The organism is Domibacillus sp. F004, assembly GCF_057814295.1.
The window spans coordinates 154,195-175,041 of record NZ_JBVATB010000004.1; the positions used below are offsets into that span (position 1 = coordinate 154,195).

Here is a 20,847-nt window from a genome sequence, read left to right on the forward strand (position 1 = left end):
GATTAAGTAATTTTCACCATAAAAAGCCCCCCTTAAGACAAGATACATCCAAGAGGGAAGCTTCACAACTTTTATATAAATATCGTGACTTTATTCAAAACGTCTCATCTTTTTTTACAAACGGTACGACTTTATTTCAAATCTACAATAAGGTAAAAAGGAATAAGTTATTGAACATAGAGTATTGGACAGAATTTTATTACACAGAACACAATAAAAAAGCGCCCTTTTGAGAACCGGACGGCCGTGTTCAGAAAAGGACTATTACTTATTTTAAAAAAGCACCCTACACGGATGCTTTAGCTAAATAATCATTAAAAATGTGCAGTACATACTTATCAAGTACAACTGATGTAAAAGTTGTTTTGGAATATAAGTCTGTTACCACAGCCTTGTTTCGTACATAAATTATATCATAATCCCGTACACCGCCATCTTCAAGTATTTCTTTCACTAAAATCGAGGATGGTTTTCTGATAAATTCAAGTCCAGTGTTACCTATTTCGATTTCTAAGAAACTTGAACTTTCAGATCTGATTTGAAAATTTAAACTTTTGGCCTTATCAAATTCATTTTTAAGTGATGAACCAATTGCGTCAAAATATTGAATTATGATTTTCTGTACTGAATCTAACATTTGCGTTTCATAAACCTCACAAGCAAACTTTATTTTAACACCTTCAACTAACATACCGTGTACATTCATCCTATCAGCCTCTTTTCACCTAATTAATTCAGCAAAAGGAAATATAATCCTGCTAGATTTGTAATAATTTTTACCCTACTGGAAAAATCATTCGTTGCTATGGTGCTTTATTAATTCTAGTTGGCCAATTCATCCAAATAGTTGATCATGTTGCTCTCAGAATATCTCAACGAAATCATTGTGACCTAAAACCAGAGTCGACTGTTCCCCATCATTGAGTCTACCTTGATCAAAAATTTCTTGATATGATTCCTGCTCATAAACCTTACTCACCAACATCGCATTCAAAAAGTTACAAATCACTTCAATATTATGTTGTTCTTTCGGAAAAACGTCCATGCGAATCTTCAGCAACCTGCCGGAGAAGGTCTTTAAGACCGCCACCACCCACTGAGGAAAAGAATTCAGCTGTTATTCAGTACTGGAAATCGCCTTTTATTTTGCCAATCCCTATTCGTCCTGGCAGCGTGGAAGCAATGAAAACACCAACGGCCTGATTCGTGAGTTTTTTCCAAAAGGCACCGATTTTAACAAGTTGACCGGCGACGAGCTTGGCCGGGCTTTTCAGCTGCTCAACAACCGGCCAAGAAAGTGTCTTGACTGACGCACGCCAGACGAAGCGTTCATCAACGAAGTGTTGCACTTAACTTGGCAAAAGACCATTTCAATGCTCTTTTACCTTAATGAACCGATAAGCTACATAAATGATGTATATAGGTGTTGCCACATAAAGTAAGTAAGGAAATCTTCCGGAAGATTCAATATTGAGCAAAACTAAAAGGGAACCAAAAAATAACGTTACGATCGTCCCATATTTAGGCAGAGGGATCTGTTTTAAACTTGGTATTTTAATTGTGCTGACCATTAAAAAACATAAGGCGGTAAAAATAACCGTTGTGACTATACTGGAGACTTGGTCATTGAACAGAGTTAACAACGCCAGTATCCCGCCGGCAGCCGTGATCGGAACGCCGGTAAAATAGGTGCTTGTTTTATCCTCTGGAGTAATGTTGAATCGAGCTAACCGGTAAGCGCCAAAAAGCGGAAACATCCCGGAAACGGCAACACCAAGAAAGCCATTATCAAAAAAGATGGTGTAATATACTAAAAAACACGGCGCCACACCAAACGTTACGATATCGGCCAAAGAATCCAGCTCTTTGCCTAAACGACTTTCAACTTTCAGCATCCTAGCAATCCGGCCATCCATGCTGTCTAACATCATTCCGATCAAAACTAAAATAGCTGCGTTTTTAAACTCTCCGCCGGCCGCATACCCAATCGACAAAAAGCCGCAATATAAGTTTCCTAGCGTACATATGTTTGGTATTTGTTTCTTTATATTCATTTTTTCTCCATCTGTATTTATTGTTATTTCACAAAAAGTTTACAACAAGTATATCATTTACTTTGTTTATAAAGAAAATGATAATAGAGTTTGTTGGAAAAAAGACATTTCTTCTTTTTATAAAAACGATTAGATATCAGGAATACGGTGGAAATATTTTTTAAAAGGAGGACCCGTTCATTGTTAAAAACATTTCTTAAAATCTTTGTCGAACTAACAGGTAATCCGTTTATGTCAAGGCAGCTCATGACTGTCACAAAGTCTGGATGGAGCCGGAAAATGATTCCTCTTTTTGCGAACGTGTATAAGGTAAACCAAGAGGAGATGGCAGTACCGTTGTCTAAATATACGAGTCTTCAGCATTTTTTCACGAGGACGCTGAAGCCGGGTATGAGGTCAGTAAAGGGGGAGAAAAACACTTTTGTGAGTCCGGTAGATGGCGTGGTGAATGCGTTCGGATTGATAAGCGACGTAACAGATTATACAGTGAAAAACAAACAAATTGTATTAGAGGAAATGATTGGAAGTAGAGAAAAAGCAGAGAAATATAAGAATGGAATGTACATCATTTTTTATTTATCCCCCCGGCATTATCATCGAATTCACAGTCCTGTTACAGGAAAGATAATGGCCAATTGGACGCTGGGTGGTAAATCTTATCCGGTTAATCGCTTTGGAATAAAATACGGGAACCGGCCGCTGTCGACAAACTTCCGCACTATTACCGAGCTAAAAAGCGCGCACAAAAATGTAGCGGTTGTGAAAGTTGGCGCCTTAAATGTAAATAGCATCCATCTTACTCATTCCGGTGAAACCATACAACAGGGAGAAGAGTTAGCTTATTTCTCATTTGGGTCTACTGTTATTTTGTTAATAGAAAATGAAAACTTCCAAATCTCCTCCGCATTATGCGAAGGCAAAGAAATAAAATATGGAGAAAAAATTGGGTGTGTTTCTCAATAGGTTTCGTTCTTGCTGTTTTGGGAGATTTTCCGCTCGCACTTATGGTAAATTGAAAAGAGGAATGTTGGTAAAGAAGAGGTGTTTTAGGATAAAAAGAATAGTCAGTGTGGCCGTGATTGCATGCATCCTTCTGCTTGGCATAACTCAAAAAGAACAATTGCTGCAAATAGTTAATGAAGGTGGTTCTTACGCCATCCTCATCAGCATGCTGCTGGTGGCGATCTGTGTGTTTGTCCCGATCGTTCCATTTCCTGTGCTGGCGGGATTGATTGGCGGCATTTTCGGCACCCCGCAAGGCGTCATTATTACGCTCTGCGGCGCCATGGCCGGGACGTTGTTGTTTTTCTATATTGTCCGGTACGGTTTTAAGGAATGGGCGCAGACGAAAATCGAACAGTATCCTCAGGTGAAAGAATATGAGGAAAAGATGAACAAAAATGCGTTTTTGGCGATTTTGTTCGTTCGCTTAATACCGATTGTGCCTTCTCCCGTTGTCAATATCGTCTGCGGATTAAGTAAAGTAAACGGGCTCGTCTTTTTTCTCGCATCAGCCATCGGGAAACTGCCGAATATTCTGCTGCTGTCGTTTGCGGGAGCGAGTTTTTCTGAAAACAAATGGTTTTCTTTTGGGCTGTATGGGTTCTATGTGCTCATCATTATGATTGTCAATTACATTATTGTGTACAGAAAAATAAACAAAGCGCCGGAATAATACCGGCGCTTTATTTCATGTTTTACGCAACCATACAGTTGCTTATACTCGATATATGAATTGGGACAAAGACGCTATATTCAAAGCACTTAGTGACTCGACTCGGCGGCTTATATTAGACGAACTATCGGAACGCAACGAGCGGACGTTGTATGAACTTACGGCACGTCTCATAATGTTATAAGCAAACATTACCGGATTATAGATATGGACTATTATCGCTGGTTTAGTTCATTTGAAAAAGATGAAACGTTTATGTATTTTAATGAACGTACTGTTGATTAACTTCTCTTGCAGTTACCTCCTCCAATTATCGTTACAATTAGGAAAGGAGGGATACAGATGAGAATACTGTTTTATTTAACTATCGGGATAATCCCTGGCTTAATACTTGCTGGTCAACTAGGTGTATTAATTGGAGTAGTTGGCGGAATGCTCTTATATGTAATTGACTAATTAAATATGATTAATCAAAAGCTAGATTTGATACGTACAGATGCAGAGAAGACTAAGAAATAACGGTCTTCTCTCCTCAGCAGTTTCGGTCTACTGTCCTTTGGGCTAAGCTTAACGCTGCTTACTTGTATGAACGAACTGTTGAGCACCAGCCTTTTTACTTACTTTTGTACCTTTGGTAGATAACAATGTGACTATTTCATTTTTATAATTTTTTATCTCTATTTGGCTTTTTTGAAAATACATTTTCATTTTCATCAAAACCTTCTGGCATCCAGTAAGAATCGGGCAGTTCACTTTCTTCCAATCTTTCCCTCAAGTAGTAAATAGTTTTTTCCCAGGTAGGAAGTATCTTATAAGGATAAGGGGCTGCCCTTCATCCTTCCATATAGCCCACTGTCCACCCGGAAGTTCTGTGGCAGACCATCCAATGTCCCCTTCTAAATGGTAAATAAAAAAGGTGTTTTTTTCAGCAGACTTCCAATCCTTATAACCTAGTGTTTCTGCAAATTCATCGTATTGTTTATAAAGCATTGAATGAAAAAAATTTTTAATGAAATTCACACTTTATTTTCCTTTATTTTCCTGGTTGCTGACAGACCTTCTTTTCGAAGTAATTTTTATACACATTTATTCCAGTTTAACAAGAAAATAAAAAGAAGTGATGATTCCATTTAGATATCTTAATCAACAGTATCGGTCTACTATGTAATTACGTAATGTGAACGTACTGTTGATTAGAAGAATAAGGAGAACCTCAATTATATTTTTCGTTTTACGCTATCTCCATCATTTAGTTTACCCACTTATACCCAATTCCCCAGACTGTTTGAAAATGGTCATCAATTGAAAAACCGGCTTCGCGTATTTTTTCACGAATGTTTCGAACGTGAGAGTCAACCGTTCTCCCTTCTGTCTCGGTGTCGTACCCCCATACCAGTTCTAACAGATGGCCACGTTCAAATACTTTATTTGGATGCTTCATTAAAATGCCGAGGAGAGCAAACTCTTTTGGCGTTAAGCGAATGGAGTGGTCCTGATAACATACCTTAAACTGTTCTTCATCCCACTGCAGCCCGTTTATTTGAATTTTCTTTGATGGAACGCTTCTTCGCAAGAGCGCCTCGATCCGGGCAAGAAGTTCCTGTTCACCAAAAGGTTTCGTTACATAATCATCTGCTCCAAGTCTAAGGCCTTTAACAATATCTTCTTCCTGATCACGGGCCGTAAGCATGATAATCGGAACAGCGGAGAAAGCCCGAATTTCCCTGCATACCGCCCATCCGTCCATATCAGGCATCATAATGTCCAGCATAACAAGGTCAATCGATTCCTTTTTCATCAACGCCAGTGCTTCTTCACCATTTTTGGCCTTCATGCACATATAACCGTGCGGTTCTAAATAAAGGGCGATCAAATCGAGCATTCGCTGCTCATCATCTGCCAATAAAATTTTATACATTCCGATCCTCCTCGCGTTTAAGCTGAATTGTTGCTTCCGTGCCGACGCCCACTTCACTGGAAATATGAAGAATTCCGCCATGTGCTTCTACAATTTCTTTTGCAATCGACAATCCGATACCAAACCCGCCGCTTTCTCTTGATCGTGATTTCTCCACACGGTACAGGCGGTCAAAGACAAACGGTATCTCTTCTTTTGAAATGCCTATACCTTCATCTTTTACTTGAATGATGACGTCGTTGTCTTTTTCGGACACAATGAGGAACACATGTGAACCTGCTTCTGAATATTTTCGCGCATTGTCAAGCAGGTTAAGCAGCACCTGCTGCATTCGCTCCATATCCATCATGATACGAATGCCTTTCTTTCCTGAAATGACTAGTGATTTCCCCTCCCTTTCAAAAGCATCGCTGACAAAATGCGTCGCTGATTCAAGCAGTTCATCCAGGGATTTTTCTTTTTTAGAAATATGAAATTCATGGCGATCCATTTTGGCCAGTTCAAACAACTCTTGAATAAACCCTGTTAAACGAACCGTTTCTTCCTGAATAATGGCAGCGTATTTTTCTTTTTCCTTTTCGGACAAGCCAGGTCGGTTTAAAATATCCGAATAGCCTTTTACGTATGTTAATGGCGTACGCAGTTCATGTGAAATGCTGCCCAAAAATTCATTTCGGGTCTTTTTCAGATGATCGAGATCCTGTGACAGCTTCGTAATCGAAGCCGCCAGTTCACCCAGCTCATCATTCCGGTCGATCATCAAGTTTACTTGATGATGGCCAAGGCTCAGCTGTTCCGTTGCTTTTTTCATTCGAATAAGCGGGAGCGTAATCAGTCGGGACAACCCCATAATTGTCACCACGGTTAATACCACTGTAATCACACCTGCCCCAAAAAACTGCTGCTGCAGATGGTCCACCATTCGCGCAATGTCTTCTGTATCAGAAAACATAAACACATGGCCAAGATGATCCCCCTCTTTCATTACTGGACTGTCTGAGGCAATATATCTTTTTTCATTCCAATGTGTTTCAACTACTTGACCGCCAGCAGGCATGGACAAAAAATTCGTGTTATTTATAACGGTTTCCATCTCGGGTTCAATTGGGTCGGAGTGAATTAAAACTTGGCCTTTTGCGTCTGTCACAATCACGCTGAAACTCGATGCCGCTTCCATCATCCCGACATGCTCGAGTGTTTCTTCTTTAAAGCTGGCTGCTAAGACAGCACTGTGTGTTTCTCCCCTTGCCAGCAAACTCTCCATTACTTCGTCCACCCGATCATTTACCAGCGTGACATACAGTGTATAAAACAGGAGTGACTCAATTAGCAGGATGCAAGCAAAAAATAAGAAACCGATTTTTAATGATAATTTTGTAAACACCGGATGCCCTCTCCTCCTCTAGATCGTTCTGTCCTTATTATAGAAGGAAATTATTTATTTTTTGTGCAGAAAAAAATGAAAAATGCACAGGAACTGCAAAAAGTTTGGATAAGGTAGGCGGGAAGATAACATTAAGGGAAAGGATGATTTTTATGAATAAAAAAGCAGGCACGTTAGTTGGTACAGCACTTTTCGCCTCATTTTTGCTTGCAGCCTGTGGTGACACAGAAGAAGCAAATGTAGAATCAGGAGCCGAACCAACGGAGCAAATGGAAGAGGAAGATACACATTCCGGACATAACATGAATCACTCTGGCAGTGGCGAGGTTCCAGAAGGCTTAGAGGAAGCAGCAGACCCCGCTTATTCAGTTGGTTCAACAGCCATCATTCAGGACGGCCATATGGACGGCATGAAGGGGGCAAAAGCCACCATTGCCGGTGCATACGATACGACAGTCTACACCGTTTCATACACACCAACAACTGGTGGCGATCCGGTTGAAGACCATAGGTGGGTGATTCATGAAGAAATTCAAGATGCCGGCGATAAACCTTTTGTAGCTGGAGACGAAGTGACTCTGGCAGCGGATCATATGGAAGGTATGAAGGGGGCTTCCGCCATGATTGACTCTGCTGTTAAAACCACTGTGTACATGATCGATTTCACTACAGCAGACGGGGAAAAAGTAACCAATCATAAATGGGTAACAGAGGACGAATTAGCAGCGGAATAAATGAAAGCGATGCTGGATAGCGATAAGGGCTATCCAGTTTTTATTGCAAACAGAAATCAGTGAAAATTACTCAACAGTATCGGTCAACTGTTGACTAAAATAGGATTTTTGTTGCTGAAATTTATGGTACCATTAATAAAAAATGGAAAGTAGGTTTTTGAGTGAAAAATCATTTATTTTCTCTTTTTTTATTAGTTTTTATGATTTCTTTGCTTGCTGCCTGTAATTCTACTGAAAACGACGGACAAGATCTGTTATTTAAAGGGCAGGGTAAAAACTGGGAAGCAGAAGTGTACACAGGTAAAGTAGAGGAACCCGAACTAAAGGAAATAGAGCCTTATGTATATTTCAAACCAAGAGGTAAAGGTTCCAAAGGGATAAAAAGTATTGAATATAAGCTGGAATCTAATCAAGGAAGTTTTGGTGGAGGAGATATCTCTTTAAATGAACTAGGGGAAATTTCTTTAAGAAACGAAAAGATTACTAAGACAGTAACTTCAGAAACAGACAAAGTTACAATAACACTTGACTGGCAAGAAAACAATGAGACAAAAACTGAAGTATTTATTTTAGAAAAAAAGTAATTTCCGAGCAGTTTGTTTTTTTAAAAGGATCTTACTTAACAGTATCGGTCTACTTCTACCTATAATAAAGTTAGTGCTACTTGACTGTATGAATGAACTGTTGAGTAACAATTTGAGTTGTTATGCTTTAAATGTTTAGGCTCTACTAAACGATGGCATTGATATTTTATCAAAAGAAAAAGAGGACCGATTTTTTTGGTCCTTTGCTTTATTTCCTTATTAAACTTAAGCACCCGTTAATGCGATAAAGAACGCATTGATTTTTATTTTACTCCGCCAAAAACAGCTAGTTCCATCCATTTAAAATAACAATCCGAATGCTTAAAACCAATTTCTCTAAGCCAATTAACCTGAATATCTACCCTCTCCAATCTATTATCTTCTTTGTCAGGACGGTTATAATATTCCTTAGCTACTTCTTGCCTGTCCCTTTTATTATGGGTAGAAAGATGATTAATAAAAAGCTCATTATACAATTTTTCAATTTCAGGAGTGGCAGAAGCCGTATGCTCAATGTTTATGAATATCCCCCCGTCCACTAAAAGATTATATATATCTCTATAAACTTCCTGTTTCTTATCGTGCGTAAGATGGTGAATAGCAAAACCCGAAACAATGCAATCAATGGAATTAGGTTCTGCAAATTCTTTAATAGAATTACTAAAATCACCGTAGATAATCTCACAACGATTTCTATATTCACTCATGTGCTCACGAGCAGCTTGTACCATTGGTTCGGAGTGGTCTAATAATATTGCAGAGGCATCTGGGTAAGTTTTAAGCAAAATCTCAGCTAAAAATCCATTTCCACATCCCAAATCCATAATTCTTTTCGGATTAGAGGTAAAATAATTGATTACTTCAAGCATAATTTTAGCTTGTTCAGCTCCAAAAGGAATTCCCCCTCTAACCTGTTCTAAATAATGTCGTGTAACATCTTGTCGCTGCCAATTTGTTTTTACCATTCCTTCCCCCCCCTTTTTTACATAATCTTCGTAATTTTCCTTATCCTATTATATAACTTTATACTAATCAACTCATATTTCTTATTGAATAATCTACCCCGTTAGTTTAACAAGAAAATTAACAGTATTCTTTAACAAGCCTTTCTTTTAAGCCAGTTATCGAAAAAGCCTTTTACTCAACAGTTTCGGTCAACTGCTATCTAAGCCAAAGTTAATATTGTTTGCTCCTGGAGATAAACTGCTGAGTAGACAGATTTATTTTTAAAGCTTTGTAATCGAGTTGTATTTCATGTGTGTAGGAGAATTTAGTAAGAAAACATGAATATAACTGCCCTTGTTGTGGATATAAAACATTAGATAAAGAACCGACAGATACCTACGAATTTCGCAACATATTAAGGCAGCATAAGTAGCATTTCTAATAGATAAATAACAATACATAGTTTATATGGTTCTGGTGCAAAACCTTCAAGACAGTTGCAAATAATCTTTAAATCTTGGACATGCTGATACTATTACTCTAAAAAAGGTGCGTGATCAGTATGGAAAAGCAACATTTATTCAAGTGGAAACATTATCATCATGATATTATTTTACAAACAGTAAGATGGTACCTACGGTACAACTTGAGCTTTCGTGATTTGGTGGAAATGATGGAGGAACGGGGCTTATCCGTTGCTCATACAACGATCATGCATTGGGTTCATCAGTATGGTCCTGAATTAGACAAACGAATCCGTCGTCATCTCAAGCAAACCAATGACTCTTGGAGAGTGGATGAAACATATATCAAAGTAAAAAGTCAATGGATGTACCTGTATCGTGCTGTGGATTCGAAAGGAAATACCATCGATTTTTACCTAAGCAAAACAAGAAATCACAAGGCTGCAAAGCGATTCTTCAAGAAAGCTTTGCAGTCTTTTCATCATTCTGAGCCTCGTGTCGTGACAGTCGATAAGAATCCGGCTTACCCTATAGCAGTTGAAGAATTAAGAAAAGAAAAAAAGATGCCATTAGGCATCCAAATAAGGCAAGTGAAATATCTCAATAACATAGTGGAACAAGATCATCGGTTTATTAAAAAGCGAGTTCGGTCGATGTTAGGATTGAAATCTTTTCGCACAGCAACGTCCATTATTTCTGGAATAGAAGCGATGCATATGGTAAAAAAAGGGCAACTTGTTTTACTAGATAAGTCTGTCCAAAATCAAGTGAAGTTTATCCATCAACTATTTGGAATTGCTGCTTAAGACCAGATTCCACTAGGTAACTTTTTGCCTCTTTATACCTTCCCTAATTATTTGCACCATAACCGTTTCCCCCTACTGTCTATTTCATGTTAACCGTAATTATATTATGGTTAACTCTTTCAACCAAAATTCTTTTTTATTGAAAGAGCTTAAAGCCGATTCTAAAAAATTATTCGTCGTCGTCACCAATTTTGGCAGCTGTAAATACAAACCCGATTCCTATGTGAACCAGCTTGAATACATTCCCATTATGCTCGTAGATGCCAGCAGCATCCGGAGTCACATTAGCGACATTCAATTCATTCTCAAAGACAGCCGTAATCTGATCTTCCGTTAAGGATGGCAAAGCCATTGTCTGCTCCGCTGTGTGTAAAAACAGTATGGCATCTGCCCCAATTTCTTCACTCATATCACACATACTTACAATTTGGCGTACTGTAAAGTCTTCATTATAATATCCGCCGTAATTAAACGTATCGCTGAATGCGTGCTGAAAAGATAATTTTTCATCATCAAAGGTAAAGCTTATCTTCCCTTCTTCTGTTCGCCCTTCGTTTAGAAAATCTTGTAAATCAGAAGGTGTAATGCCAAAAGAAAACTCCGGTGCTGGAGCTGCCGGCTCACTAACTACTGGTTCTGCTGCAGGCTCTTCCACTAATTCCTCTGTTGTTTCTTCTGTTTCCTCAACAACCGCTTCTTCCTCGGCAGCTGAATCCTCTTTCTTGTAAGCTCCCTCAGAACAACCCGCCAGGATCAATGCTAATGATCCGCAAAGCAAAATACGTTTAGCCATCATTCTTCTCTCCATTCATCAATTTATTTATCAAAAAAAAGCCCGTACATAGGCAGGCTGTTTAAAAATGTATTCTTTTTTTTAAGGAAGCTGTAATTCCAAGCAGCAAACATCCTTTTCGTGAGTAACTCCATTATCAATACCTCTACATTAGCACTAAGTATTATAGATTGGGTGGACATTTTTTGTAAATTATCTAATTTTAGTTAGACCTCTACTAAATTACGTTCATCTTTAGAAGGAAGTTTCTTCATGTCGTCTTGTTCATGCTCCATACCAAGCATGTAATCAACCGCTTTAGTTATCTGGCTCATGGGGAAAGAACTTTTTACAGATGATAGTGATGTTTTAATAGCTTCTATTCTCTCAGCGGTTATTATTGCAGCAGGGGAATGGTTTTTCCATAAATATCTCGACAGACATGTATTTGATGAAAAGCACCTCGATGACAGACACACTATCCGCCATAATAACTGATCTTTGAAAAGAGAAAAATTCAAAAAGGCAATTACTTCGTCCAGAGGTAATTGCCTTTTTTTGTTATCATGAATATAACATTATGTATAAAAGGTTGCGGGGAATTTAAAAGTGAATTTAGTCGCTGTTAAGTAACAGGCTTGTTCCCCTAACGGGGAAGGTTAAGAAAATGGATTGTTCTCCAACTGCCTAGAGGAATTTAAAAACCATATTTCATACACTGGGGCTGAATCTGACTTTTCACACTATTTAAAAGTATTTAGGTTTTGTGCCCTCAATAATTGTGTAACCATCTCCCCGATTTGTCTCCCCAATTTTAGGCCCTCATCATTGTCTACTTGAAAATGTACACCCGCGTATAAACGTGATTGAGCACTTTCCTTCATCATTTTTTCGATTCCAGACGATTCTTGTGGAAAGAAATATTTTAGTATTACTTCTGTACATCCCGCAATGGTTGCGTGGGCAGAAGGGTATGACGGAAAACGAGGAGTGAACAAAACTGCAGGCAAATTTCTGCCGTATTGATTTGGACGTGCGACATCCCAGTGATATTTGAGAAACCATGTGATAACAAAGACATCATTTATCGCAGCATGATAGCACCCCGTCACTCTGGCAACAGCCGGCGACCCCAGTCTATACTTTCGAGCCAGATTAAAAATCATAGTCGTGATTTTTTCAATTAATTCACCTGTTCCCCAATATCGTGCAATGCCCATTTGTTGAGACGTTAAGGAATGCATTGTTTGCTCAACAATGCGCAGCTCTTTTGTCCAATCAACAGCATTAGGATGCTTGATTTTCCAATTGATCTGCTGATGAAAGGGATCGAAAAATTTATTATCTGTCCCCCTGGAAATGTAAAACATGGGCCAGTATGCTGAATCTGGAGAACCTTTAGGAGGGTTTGTTTCTCCCTGGTAAGAATGTTCTGTCCATTTTCTATAGCTTGTTTGCATAGAGCCCAACTCCCTTTAGAATGTTCTTCTTGAACCTTATGCATTAAGATTGAAAAAATAACTGTGTTTAGAAGAAAGTGAAATTAGTGGTTATTATAGTTAGTCTAGGTTAGGAATATGCTATGCATCACTGTGTCCATCGCCTGCGCTAAGGTTCAGGTGAGGAAGGTTCAAAATACTTTAATATCATACTGACATTTTAACGCAACATTGCTATAGCGCGAGAAGAAAGCGGGAAATTGACGGCATATAAAGTGACATTACATGATGGATCATAAGCTTAGTCGTCGGGATGGACGGCTGCTTGAGACACATTTATATAAGCAGGCCGAAGACAAGAGTGGCATTTCAAAGAGCACGTTGATAAGGGTGCAACGTAAAGTTGCGGCGGCAAGGGGACGGTTGCTTTATTATTTGTGCCGATCCCAAAGAGTACATGATAAAACTCCCTCTTATAATTAAAGGAATTTCCTTGTTTAATCATGGCACGCATTTCTGTTTCTAGGCTGATCCCAATGATAGCATTAGACGAGGCTTTTGTGACTGTTTGTTGTCCTGATCCGCCGCAGAACCATTTAAAGAATTGGGAAAGCCGTACGTAGCTGTTGTGCCAAGTGAGCTTATTCCCACTGTTCCTGCTAAGGTATAACCTGTAACTTTTTCTTTTTTACATATACATCTTCATATTAAAAGCCTCCCGAGTCTCTTAAAATAAAGATGCGAACAATATTTTTAACGGCCAGGAGAAGTATTGGTTTTTATTCCCTAAAAATGGGTAAGCTATTGTTGTGGGGTATTTCCCCAAATCCCTATGCATTTTCTATTACAGCCGGGTTCCCTCGGCTTTTTTATTTTTCACTTTCGGACTTTTAAAATTATAGGTGGTATCTCACAATGCAAATTAAAGATAATTTTGATGAATTAGTTTTACGTATTAATGACCTTCGTAAGTTGATGGTTTCCGCTGGAATAACCAAAGGTTTTCATAGTAGTGAAACCCTTAAGTATAGCGAAGAACTGGACAAGTTAATTATCCAATTTCAATTGCACAGCAGGTCTTAAAAATCTATCTGGGAGAAATCCCTGTCTCTTTTGTATAAATTGCTATTGAAGAAGAACAAAATTTTAAAAAACCATAAACAACCGCTCTTGGTTAAGAGCGGTTGAACTACTTTTTTTGTGAGTAAAAGCCTTTCATCAATTCATCTATTTCTCAATTGTTCCAACAGATCTGGAACCTATACTTGGACAAGTTCCTTTTCCAAGTCATTGATTGACTATCGCTTTGATTAGCAGCTGCTGGTTTTCCCTGACTTCTCCTGCATTCTTACTTGTATTTACCCAATCAAAAGCAGAAAACACCGATTTTTATTTGTCTTTTACATAGGGCCGTCTTTACCGTACCACTTACATCTCGTACCAATTCTCCTGCATACGCCCATAGCACTGTTGGCAAATACCGTGCGGGTAATCCCAGTCCAGTTGTCTGCCGCACCGGCTGCACGCTTTATTCAATGTTTTCATGTTTTGATCGAGCCACTGGTGAATATCATCCGCCAGCTCTTTTTTTACCCGCTCCCAATAATACGCTTCGGTGATTTGATCCTGCCGGTATAAAAACATTAAATGAAGTTCTACCGCTTTGTATGACAGCTCCAGCTTCTCGAGACTCCCTTTTTGAATAGCCGGCTCCGGCATGGCAGTGCCGCCGATCAATGATGCAAGCGCCAGTTTCCATTGGTCTGAGAGCATTTTTTCGTAAGCAGAAAACGGCATCTGCAAGTAGCTGTACAGTTCTTCCATCGACAGGCGATCTTCAATTGGTGTTCCTTTCACAAGTCCGTAAAGCAGCTTTTCTTGAGTAAGCGATGCTTTTTGAGTTCCTCTCGGCGGTGTAAATTCCGCCCAAAGTGAAAAAAACGTGTCGAGGTCTTGATAATAGCGCAGGAAACGCTTGAGCACGCTTCGGGTAGGCGCGATGGTAAACATTTGAATCGGCGCATCGCCTCCTTCGAGCAGCTGCTTCATTCGTTTCCGGTCTTCCATGAAAATCACTTCTCCCTGATCGTAAAGACCCCGGCGCCCAGCGCGTCCGGCAATCTGTTTAACTTCCTGCGTTGTCAATATACGCCGGCGTACGCCATCAAACTTGTGGCTGTCCATTAAAATGATCCGCCGAATCGGCAAGTTCAGTCCCATGCCAATCGCATCAGTCGCGACGACCACCTGCGTTTTTCCGGACACAAAATCTTCCATTTGACGCTGACGTGATTCAGGCGGCATGTTGCCGTAAATGACGCTGACTCCGTGTCCGTCATCTTCGAGCTTAGCGGCAAGCTGCAGCACCCGTTTTCTTGAAAAAGCGACGAGCGCATCTCCTTTTTGAATACGGTTGAGCCGGAACACCTTGTTGCGGACAATCAGCGGGGTTTCCCGTTTGTAATGCCGCACTTCCACATTGGCTTCTTCGCCCAGCAAGCCGAGCACCAAGTTTTTCATATTCGGGCTGCCGATAATATGCACTTCTTTTGCGCGCGCTCTTGTAATGCTGCGAAACCAATGAAATCCGCGTTCTCGGTCTTGAATCATTTGCGCTTCATCAATCACAATAATATCGTACGGTGTTTTTTCTTCGAACATTTCTACCGTACAGGAAGCGTGGCTTGCGCCTTCTGTTCGTTTTTCTTCCTCCCCGGTCTTCATGTCGCATAATACGCCTTCCCGGTTCAGCTTTTCGTATACTTCCAGCGCCAGCAGTCGAAGCGGCGCCAAATACAAACCGCTTTTTCGCTTTTTCAATTCTTCCAGCGCGGTATATGTTTTCCCTGTGTTTGTATCTCCCACGTGAACGATATACTGGACATGCGGCAAGGGCGCCGGTGTGTATTCTTCTCCAAAAATATAAGAAAGGCGCTTTTGCCGTTCTGCTTGTTCAGCTTGTGCCCTTATTTTACGCGGGGAAAGGACAAGCCGCTCTCGTTCTTTTCCTTTTGATTTTCGGCTTTCCTTTTCTTTGTACGGAGTACTCTTCGCCAGCTGGCTCCACTTATCTTTGTATTCGCTTTTTGCCCACTCATAGCCGTTAAAAGGACGGAAATCCTCGAGCGCTCGGTAAAACTTCCGGTTGATTTGGCCCGGCGATCGCCCCGTTTCATTTAAATAAGCGGCTTTTTCGTCCCCGCTGAAAGAACTGACGAGCATTTCTCGCCATTTTTTTTGCCAAACCCCCTCCAGAAAAGTTTTTTGCTTGCTCAAGTACTCTTGAAAACGAGGGTTTTCTTCTGTTTCCAAGTACTGTTTTAGGTTGCTTTCAATGTGCTGCTTCGTGCGCATGACCGCTTTTTCGTGCCGCGCGTCAATCTCCTGCTGGGTAATGGCCATGTTTCTGGTCTCCTTTTCAGTGTTTCTTCGTTATCTTCCTGTTCTACTGTAAATATTTTGGATTTGATTAGAAATATTGCTGCCGAAACCATCAGCTACATACATGAAAAATTTTAGGTTGTTGTGGCTGTTTCGATAAGTCGTTATGTAATTATTAACCATACGATTTCTATGGTCATTACTTATTGAATAACTTCTATACGCTTTGGTATCAATTATTCCCGAATAGTTTTGAGGTGATTCGACAAAAACATCAGGATGTACTGCATGATGGCCGACTGGAGCGTCTACACTTATCTGGACAGAAAAATTGTGCTCATTACTTGAGCGACAGATGAACAAACCGCACCAGACCGAACTTAGTTACAGTTTTGTTTTACTAATTATTGATCGGGATTGAGCTGCTGCTCCTTCAGTCGTTTTGCTTTTTCTTCTACACTTTCTGTTTTTTTCATCAATTCTTTAATTGCCGGTTCATCCATCGACATAACATATATAATAAGATCCCAAGAGTCGATTTAATAATGAATAAAGGGTCCCGGATAGTCACTGATGCAATTGTTCCTTTTCAACAAAATCCAAGAAATGCGATTTTGTAAAAATACTGAATTGATGACCTTTCCATTCCTCACCATCTTTCCACCTACAAGCTTCTTTCCCCCAATGGCCGATTGCTTGTCCTAAAACGATAATGGGTGCTGCTATATCTGCTAGTTTTAAGAATTATCCTTTATGTCTCCAATATGGTTTGCTTTACTCAAATATGTTCCACCTCTTATCAGAGTATATAAAAAAACGTGGAGCAGCCGAAGCAACTCCGCCATTAAGCGCATTATCTTCCATCCAACCAACCTTCAAGAAAGGATAAGAACTTGTTATGGGAATTGGTAAATAACTCTTTCTTATCGTAAAATCCGCTTCTCTTTCGCTTCTTTTAACCACATAGGGAACTCATTCAATAAATTCTCATAGAGTTCTTCGTCTGATACCTGATCAATATGATCAATGTGAAAGAAATTAGCGTTATCTACAACTCTGCCTTCCATCGTATCTAACTTTTGAAGAACATCAAAGTTAGCATCGCCAATACCGACAAATTGCCAAAAGATTGGTTGTGTGGAAGATTCAAATAATACTAAACAACTTTATTATCATTTTTTCTTTGTCTATTTTCGTTTTTAGCTCAAAATTAAACCACTAATTTTGGATTCTCATCGAAAATTAGGACAGTATCATGCGTGTTCGATGCTGCAGAATTAAACGACTTTATTTGTATTTAACAGTCACCCTTTTACTTCTTGCTCAACAATCGCGCCCGATTGTTTAATTAATACATTCCTGTAATTTGGGAACTAATTCATTGTACTTAACAAAAAAGTCTTTTATCGGTAAAACAGCGAAATAAGCAGAAACGTCTATATCAACTAATAAACACTCATCATAAATTAAACTAATATCCAAACTTCTTTGAGGTTTTGTTCCCCTGGGAATTATCATTGCCGTTAGCAATGTTTGTGCTATTCTTTCCTATGGGTTGTTGGCTCGAGGGAATAAGTAATCAAGGACCGTTTCTTCTGCTTCCAATCAAAGCTGGAGAAACGGCCTCCTCGTTTAAAATAGTTTAACAAGTTCATCGAAGGTCTCAATTGCATAATCATATTCATTTACTTGTCCAAATCCATACTTGGCGTAGAAAAATGGAATACCGGCGAATTGGGCTGCCTTTCGATCCCCTTCCGTGTCACCCACATAGACAGGTTTGGTTAAGTGATTTCGTTCCATGATTAATTTAATATTTTCTCCTTTTGAAAGACCCGTTCTCCCTGGATTTTCATAATCTGTGAAGTATTTTTCTAATTGATGAAACTTGTAAAATGCTTCAATGTATCCATCCTGACAATTGCTTACAATGAAAAGCTTATATTTCTGTGAAAGAATCCTCAATACATCTTCTACTTGGTCAAAAAGAACCCCGCCCTGTTCTCCTAAAAATGTATTTTCTACTAGACAGCTTTCTTCTAAAAATCGATTCCGTTCTTGATCATTTAAGTCCGGAAACAGTTTTTTTCCTATCTCGGGAACTTGAAGTCCCATGACACTCTGAAGATCTTCCTTCGTTATGTCCCTGTTGATTTGCTTGTAATCCTTCATCAAACTATTCCACGCCAGCAGGACCGTGTCTGTTGAATCCCATAATGTCCCATCTAGATCAAAAATTATGCTGTCCATATATTTAAACTCCTTAAACTTATTTCGTAATTTCGATCTTGTTAATTTTTCATATTAAGTGAAATGTTTTCTTACTCCATCCTTTAACCATTTCGCTGTCAATGTCTCTGCATTTAACATTTCTTCTGGTGTACCTTCTAATATAATTTGTCCACCTTGTTTTCCTCCTCCTGGACCCAATTCTATTACCCAGTCGCTCGCCGCTATAAAGTTTAGACTGTGTTCGATTATTATGACAGAATTACCTCTGTTTACGAGATTTTGAAATACGTCTAAGAGTTTTTCATTATCTTCTGTGTGTAGTCCTAAGGATGGCTCATCTATTAGGTAGATTTGTCCTTCTTTTTGTAAGTGGCTTGCGAGTTTTAGACGTTGGATCTCTCCTCCGCTTAGAGAACTTGTCGTCTGTCCTAAGGTCAGATACCCTAATCCTACGTCTTTTAGCGTATGCACTCTTTTTATGATCTTAGGTATTTTAAAATAATTAATAGCCTCGTCTATTGTTAAATCTAAAATCTCTACTATATTTTTATCTTGATATCGATATGACAGTGCTTCGTCTGAATATCTCGTACCGTCACATGCTTCACAAGCGATTGTCACCGGATCTGCAAATGCTACGTCTGGCGTTAGGACTCCTTTTCCTTTGCAGATAGGACATGCTCCTGAGGAGTTAAAGCTGAACAAACCTGCTGGTTGTCCTGTTTCTTTTGAAATTGTTACGCGAATATCATCCATTATTCCCATATATGTAGCTAGGGTCGAACGATTGGAGATTCCTATGCCGCCTTGTCCTACCATTATGGTTTCTGGATATCTTTCTGTGAACGCTTCCAACATTAAGGAGCTTTTACCTGAACCTGATACTCCACATATAGAGACTAAGACATTTTTAGGTATATTTACGCTTATATTTTTTAAGTTATTGTTACTTGCTCTGTTTATTGTAAAATATCTTTTTATATCCCTTGGATTTTTATTTATTTTTAGCTTGTGGTTTAGGGCTGTTGCGGTGGGAGAGTTTTTTAGTCCTTCTAATTTTCCTTGATAGACAACTTCTCCTCCATTTACACCTGCTCCTGGTCCCATTTCTATTATTTCATCCGCTACTTTTATTACTGATAGATTGTGTTCGATTACGATTACAGTATTATGTTGGTCTTTTAGCCTTTTTAGCATTTGTATTAACATATCCACTTCTTCTGGATGGAGTCCTGCACTTGGTTCGTCGAAAATGTATGTAATATTGTTTAGACTGCTCCCTAAATGACGAGCGATTTTTACCCTTTGAGCTTCGCCACCGGACAGGGTGCCCATTTTTCTTGATAGACTCAAATATCCTAGTCCCATGTCGACTAGTTGTTTTACATGTGGGATTGCTTGTTGTGCTATAGATTCTCCCATAGGATCTTTTATGTTCTTTAGTTCTTCTAGTATTTCTGGAAGCTCTAATTGATCGTATTCTGCGATATTTAGGCCATTTATTCTACATTCTAATACCTTTGGGTTTAGGCCTAAACCTTGGCAGGTTGGGCATAATGAATGTGTTGACACTGCTAAGACGTCATCTTGGGATACTTGTTTTAGTTTTGAGATGTCCCTATTTATATAAAGACGCATAAATCGAGGCAACAACCCATCCCACTCCGCGTTTTGAGCTCCATGTTTTGTGTGAAACGGTGCATAGGCTCTTTCACCTTCTCGGGGACCATATAATAGTAGGTGGAGTTCTTCTTCTGAGTAGTCCTTTATGGGTTTACCTGGATCGAATAATCCGCAGGTCATCATCCAATTACCTTGCCAACCTGAAGGCGATAATGGCTTAAATTTCACTGCATAATCTCGAAGTGACTTATCGTAATCGATAATCTTATTTAGGTCTGGCGCAATTACCTCCCCATATCCACCACATTCTGGACATCTACCAAAGGAACTTTGGCTCGAAAAATCGTTGGCAAAACCTATTGATGGATTTCCTATTCTCGAGAACAAAAGTCTAATTAATGGATTTATATCCATATAGGTGCCTACTGTTGAGCGGGAATTGCCTCCTATAGGTCTTTGCTCTACTACTATAACCGGGCTTAAGTTTTGCATAAGATCGGCGTGGGGTCTTTCGTACCTTGGCATTTGATTTCTGACATAGAGAGGATAGTTCAAAGTCATTTGTCTTCTACTTTCTGTTGCTAATGTATCGAATACAACTGAGCTCTTTCCTGAGCCTGAAAGACCTGTAAATACGATGATTTTTTCTTTTGGTATGTTTAAATCTACATTTTTTAAATTATGTTCTTTAAGCCCTCTTAAAATGATTTCATCTTTTATTTCTGACATTTTGTTATCCTTTCTGACTTTATCATTTTTCCGACAGAAGACTCCCACTTCAAGGAATGTGTAGGGCGTAGCCCAATGAGTAAGTGGGAGATGAATGTCGGTAGGCG

20 protein-coding genes and 4 pseudogenes are annotated in these 20,847 nt (G+C 39.3%); 11 read left to right on the plus strand and 13 right to left on the minus strand.

Annotated elements, in window-relative coordinates; genetic code table 11:
- Positions 1 to 286 precede the first annotated feature (286 nt).
- Positions 287 to 706: a hypothetical protein gene (locus tag ACZYRN_RS12310; RefSeq protein ID WP_488911893.1), complete on the minus strand. Its 420-nt coding sequence runs from the start codon at positions 704 to 706 to the stop codon at positions 287 to 289.
- Positions 707 to 1,064: 358 nt separating this feature from the next.
- Here ACZYRN_RS12310 and ACZYRN_RS12315 point away from each other — a divergent pair.
- A pseudogene (locus tag ACZYRN_RS12315) lies at positions 1,065 to 1,310 on the plus strand (IS30 family transposase); the annotation flags it as partial.
- A 60-nt stretch (positions 1,311 to 1,370) separates the two neighbouring features.
- Here the strand turns inward: ACZYRN_RS12315 and pssA are convergent.
- A complete protein-coding gene (gene pssA, locus ACZYRN_RS12320) occupies positions 1,371 to 2,054 on the minus strand; it encodes a CDP-diacylglycerol--serine O-phosphatidyltransferase (RefSeq protein WP_488911894.1) in 684 nt (227 codons plus the stop codon).
- Positions 2,055 to 2,234: 180 nt separating this feature from the next.
- Here pssA and ACZYRN_RS12325 point away from each other — a divergent pair, with 180 nt between their 5' ends.
- The 3 genes and pseudogenes from ACZYRN_RS12325 to ACZYRN_RS12335 all read left to right on the plus strand — a co-directional run.
- The gene (locus ACZYRN_RS12325) at positions 2,235 to 3,017 is read left to right on the plus strand and encodes a phosphatidylserine decarboxylase (RefSeq protein WP_488911895.1); all 783 of its coding nucleotides are present in this window, start codon (positions 2,235 to 2,237) and stop codon (positions 3,015 to 3,017) included.
- A gap of 106 nt (positions 3,018 to 3,123) precedes the next feature.
- Positions 3,124 to 3,729 carry a TVP38/TMEM64 family protein gene (locus ACZYRN_RS12330; protein ID WP_488911896.1) on the plus strand — a complete coding sequence of 202 codons (606 nt, stop codon included), beginning with the start codon at positions 3,124 to 3,126 and terminating at the stop codon, positions 3,727 to 3,729.
- Positions 3,730 to 3,784: 55 nt separating this feature from the next.
- Positions 3,785 to 3,904, plus strand: a pseudogene (locus ACZYRN_RS12335) (transcriptional regulator); the annotation flags it as partial.
- Between the two features lie 596 nt (positions 3,905 to 4,500).
- On the opposite strand, the gene ACZYRN_RS12340 reads toward ACZYRN_RS12335, so the two are convergent.
- The 3 genes from ACZYRN_RS12340 to ACZYRN_RS12350 all read right to left on the minus strand — a co-directional run bounded on the left by ACZYRN_RS12340 (position 4,501) and on the right by ACZYRN_RS12350 (position 7,031).
- Entirely contained in the window at positions 4,501 to 4,749 is a 249-nt protein-coding gene (locus ACZYRN_RS12340) for a hypothetical protein (protein ID WP_488911897.1), read from the minus strand.
- A 229-nt stretch (positions 4,750 to 4,978) separates the two neighbouring features.
- Positions 4,979 to 5,647, minus strand: a complete 669-nt coding sequence (locus ACZYRN_RS12345; protein WP_488911898.1) for a response regulator transcription factor — start codon at positions 5,645 to 5,647, stop codon at positions 4,979 to 4,981.
- Complete coding sequence (locus ACZYRN_RS12350) at positions 5,640 to 7,031, minus strand: HAMP domain-containing sensor histidine kinase (RefSeq protein WP_488911899.1); 1,392 nt, start codon at positions 7,029 to 7,031, stop codon at positions 5,640 to 5,642. Before ACZYRN_RS12350 ends, ACZYRN_RS12345 begins: the two co-directional genes overlap by 8 nt.
- 152 nt (positions 7,032 to 7,183) lie before the next feature.
- On the opposite strand from ACZYRN_RS12350, the gene ACZYRN_RS12355 reads away from it, so the two are divergent.
- Both ACZYRN_RS12355 and ACZYRN_RS12360 read left to right on the plus strand, forming a co-directional pair.
- Complete coding sequence (locus tag ACZYRN_RS12355; protein ID WP_488911900.1) at positions 7,184 to 7,765, plus strand: YdhK family protein; 582 nt, start codon at positions 7,184 to 7,186, stop codon at positions 7,763 to 7,765.
- Positions 7,766 to 7,926: 161 nt separating this feature from the next.
- Entirely contained in the window at positions 7,927 to 8,349 is a 423-nt protein-coding gene (locus ACZYRN_RS12360; RefSeq protein WP_488911901.1) for a hypothetical protein, read from the plus strand.
- A gap of 263 nt (positions 8,350 to 8,612) precedes the next feature.
- Here ACZYRN_RS12360 and ACZYRN_RS12365 read toward each other — a convergent pair whose 3' ends face one another.
- On the minus strand, positions 8,613 to 9,314 hold the full coding sequence (locus ACZYRN_RS12365; RefSeq protein ID WP_488911902.1) for a class I SAM-dependent methyltransferase: 702 nt from the start codon (positions 9,312 to 9,314) through the stop codon (positions 8,613 to 8,615).
- A gap of 326 nt (positions 9,315 to 9,640) precedes the next feature.
- Between ACZYRN_RS12365 and ACZYRN_RS12370 the strand changes: the two are divergent.
- Both ACZYRN_RS12370 and ACZYRN_RS12375 read left to right on the plus strand, forming a co-directional pair.
- Positions 9,641 to 9,727: pseudogene (locus tag ACZYRN_RS12370) on the plus strand (CPCC family cysteine-rich protein); the annotation flags it as partial.
- A gap of 129 nt (positions 9,728 to 9,856) precedes the next feature.
- Positions 9,857 to 10,564 (plus strand): IS6 family transposase, encoded by a 708-nt coding sequence (locus ACZYRN_RS12375; protein ID WP_488911903.1) that lies wholly within the window; start codon positions 9,857 to 9,859, stop codon positions 10,562 to 10,564.
- A gap of 169 nt (positions 10,565 to 10,733) precedes the next feature.
- Here ACZYRN_RS12375 and ACZYRN_RS12380 read toward each other — a convergent pair whose 3' ends face one another.
- The gene (locus ACZYRN_RS12380; RefSeq protein ID WP_488911904.1) at positions 10,734 to 11,357 is read right to left on the minus strand and encodes a hypothetical protein; all 624 of its coding nucleotides are present in this window, start codon (positions 11,355 to 11,357) and stop codon (positions 10,734 to 10,736) included.
- Between the two features lie 312 nt (positions 11,358 to 11,669).
- Here ACZYRN_RS12380 and ACZYRN_RS12385 point away from each other — a divergent pair, with 312 nt between their 5' ends.
- On the plus strand, positions 11,670 to 11,834 hold the full coding sequence (locus ACZYRN_RS12385) for a DUF2512 family protein (RefSeq protein ID WP_488911905.1): 165 nt from the start codon (positions 11,670 to 11,672) through the stop codon (positions 11,832 to 11,834).
- A 245-nt stretch (positions 11,835 to 12,079) separates the two neighbouring features.
- Here the strand turns inward: ACZYRN_RS12385 and ACZYRN_RS12390 are convergent, their stop codons facing one another.
- Positions 12,080 to 12,796 carry a vanadium-dependent haloperoxidase gene (locus ACZYRN_RS12390; protein WP_488911906.1) on the minus strand — a complete coding sequence of 239 codons (717 nt, stop codon included), beginning with the start codon at positions 12,794 to 12,796 and terminating at the stop codon, positions 12,080 to 12,082.
- A gap of 267 nt (positions 12,797 to 13,063) precedes the next feature.
- Here ACZYRN_RS12390 and ACZYRN_RS12395 point away from each other — a divergent pair, with 267 nt between their 5' ends.
- Positions 13,064 to 13,258: a hypothetical protein gene (locus ACZYRN_RS12395; RefSeq protein WP_488912044.1), complete on the plus strand. Its 195-nt coding sequence runs from the start codon at positions 13,064 to 13,066 to the stop codon at positions 13,256 to 13,258.
- A gap of 432 nt (positions 13,259 to 13,690) precedes the next feature.
- Positions 13,691 to 13,858, plus strand: coding sequence for an aspartyl-phosphate phosphatase Spo0E family protein (locus ACZYRN_RS12400; protein WP_488911907.1), 168 nt, complete (start codon positions 13,691 to 13,693; stop codon positions 13,856 to 13,858).
- A gap of 345 nt (positions 13,859 to 14,203) precedes the next feature.
- Here ACZYRN_RS12400 and ACZYRN_RS12405 read toward each other — a convergent pair whose 3' ends face one another.
- The 5 genes and pseudogenes from ACZYRN_RS12405 to ACZYRN_RS12425 form a co-directional block, all read right to left on the minus strand.
- Positions 14,204 to 16,177, minus strand: coding sequence for a helicase-related protein (locus tag ACZYRN_RS12405; RefSeq protein ID WP_488911908.1), 1,974 nt, complete (start codon positions 16,175 to 16,177; stop codon positions 14,204 to 14,206).
- Between the two features lie 30 nt (positions 16,178 to 16,207).
- Positions 16,208 to 16,519 carry a restriction endonuclease FokI C-terminal domain-containing protein gene (locus tag ACZYRN_RS12410; protein WP_488911909.1) on the minus strand — a complete coding sequence of 104 codons (312 nt, stop codon included), beginning with the start codon at positions 16,517 to 16,519 and terminating at the stop codon, positions 16,208 to 16,210.
- A 560-nt stretch (positions 16,520 to 17,079) separates the two neighbouring features.
- Positions 17,080 to 17,301, minus strand: a pseudogene (locus ACZYRN_RS12415) (VWA domain-containing protein); the annotation flags it as partial.
- A gap of 487 nt (positions 17,302 to 17,788) precedes the next feature.
- Positions 17,789 to 18,406, minus strand: coding sequence for an HAD family hydrolase (locus tag ACZYRN_RS12420; protein WP_488911910.1), 618 nt, complete (start codon positions 18,404 to 18,406; stop codon positions 17,789 to 17,791).
- A gap of 54 nt (positions 18,407 to 18,460) precedes the next feature.
- Positions 18,461 to 20,740, minus strand: a complete 2,280-nt coding sequence (locus ACZYRN_RS12425; protein WP_488911911.1) for an excinuclease ABC subunit UvrA — start codon at positions 20,738 to 20,740, stop codon at positions 18,461 to 18,463.
- Between the last annotated feature and the right edge of the window lie 107 nt (positions 20,741 to 20,847).

Coding starts and splice junctions, on each gene's coding strand:
- ACZYRN_RS12310 (WP_488911893.1), bottom strand. CDS start 706: ATGAATGTACACGGTATGTTAGTTGAAGGTGTTAAAATAAAGTTTGCT.
- pssA (WP_488911894.1), bottom strand. CDS start 2,054: ATGAATATAAAGAAACAAATACCAAACATATGTACGCTAGGAAACTTA.
- ACZYRN_RS12345 (WP_488911898.1), bottom strand. CDS start 5,647: ATGTATAAAATTTTATTGGCAGATGATGAGCAGCGAATGCTCGATTTG.
- ACZYRN_RS12355 (WP_488911900.1), top strand. CDS start 7,184: ATGAATAAAAAAGCAGGCACGTTAGTTGGTACAGCACTTTTCGCCTCA.
- ACZYRN_RS12365 (WP_488911902.1), bottom strand. CDS start 9,314: ATGGTAAAAACAAATTGGCAGCGACAAGATGTTACACGACATTATTTA.
- ACZYRN_RS12375 (WP_488911903.1), top strand. CDS start 9,857: ATGGAAAAGCAACATTTATTCAAGTGGAAACATTATCATCATGATATT.
- ACZYRN_RS12380 (WP_488911904.1), bottom strand. CDS start 11,357: ATGGCTAAACGTATTTTGCTTTGCGGATCATTAGCATTGATCCTGGCG.
- ACZYRN_RS12385 (WP_488911905.1), top strand. CDS start 11,670: ATGGGGAAAGAACTTTTTACAGATGATAGTGATGTTTTAATAGCTTCT.
- ACZYRN_RS12390 (WP_488911906.1), bottom strand. CDS start 12,796: ATGCAAACAAGCTATAGAAAATGGACAGAACATTCTTACCAGGGAGAA.
- ACZYRN_RS12395 (WP_488912044.1), top strand. CDS start 13,064: ATGGATCATAAGCTTAGTCGTCGGGATGGACGGCTGCTTGAGACACAT.
- ACZYRN_RS12400 (WP_488911907.1), top strand. CDS start 13,691: ATGCAAATTAAAGATAATTTTGATGAATTAGTTTTACGTATTAATGAC.
- ACZYRN_RS12405 (WP_488911908.1), bottom strand. CDS start 16,177: ATGGCCATTACCCAGCAGGAGATTGACGCGCGGCACGAAAAAGCGGTC.
- ACZYRN_RS12420 (WP_488911910.1), bottom strand. CDS start 18,406: ATGGACAGCATAATTTTTGATCTAGATGGGACATTATGGGATTCAACA.
- ACZYRN_RS12425 (WP_488911911.1), bottom strand. CDS start 20,740: ATGTCAGAAATAAAAGATGAAATCATTTTAAGAGGGCTTAAAGAACAT.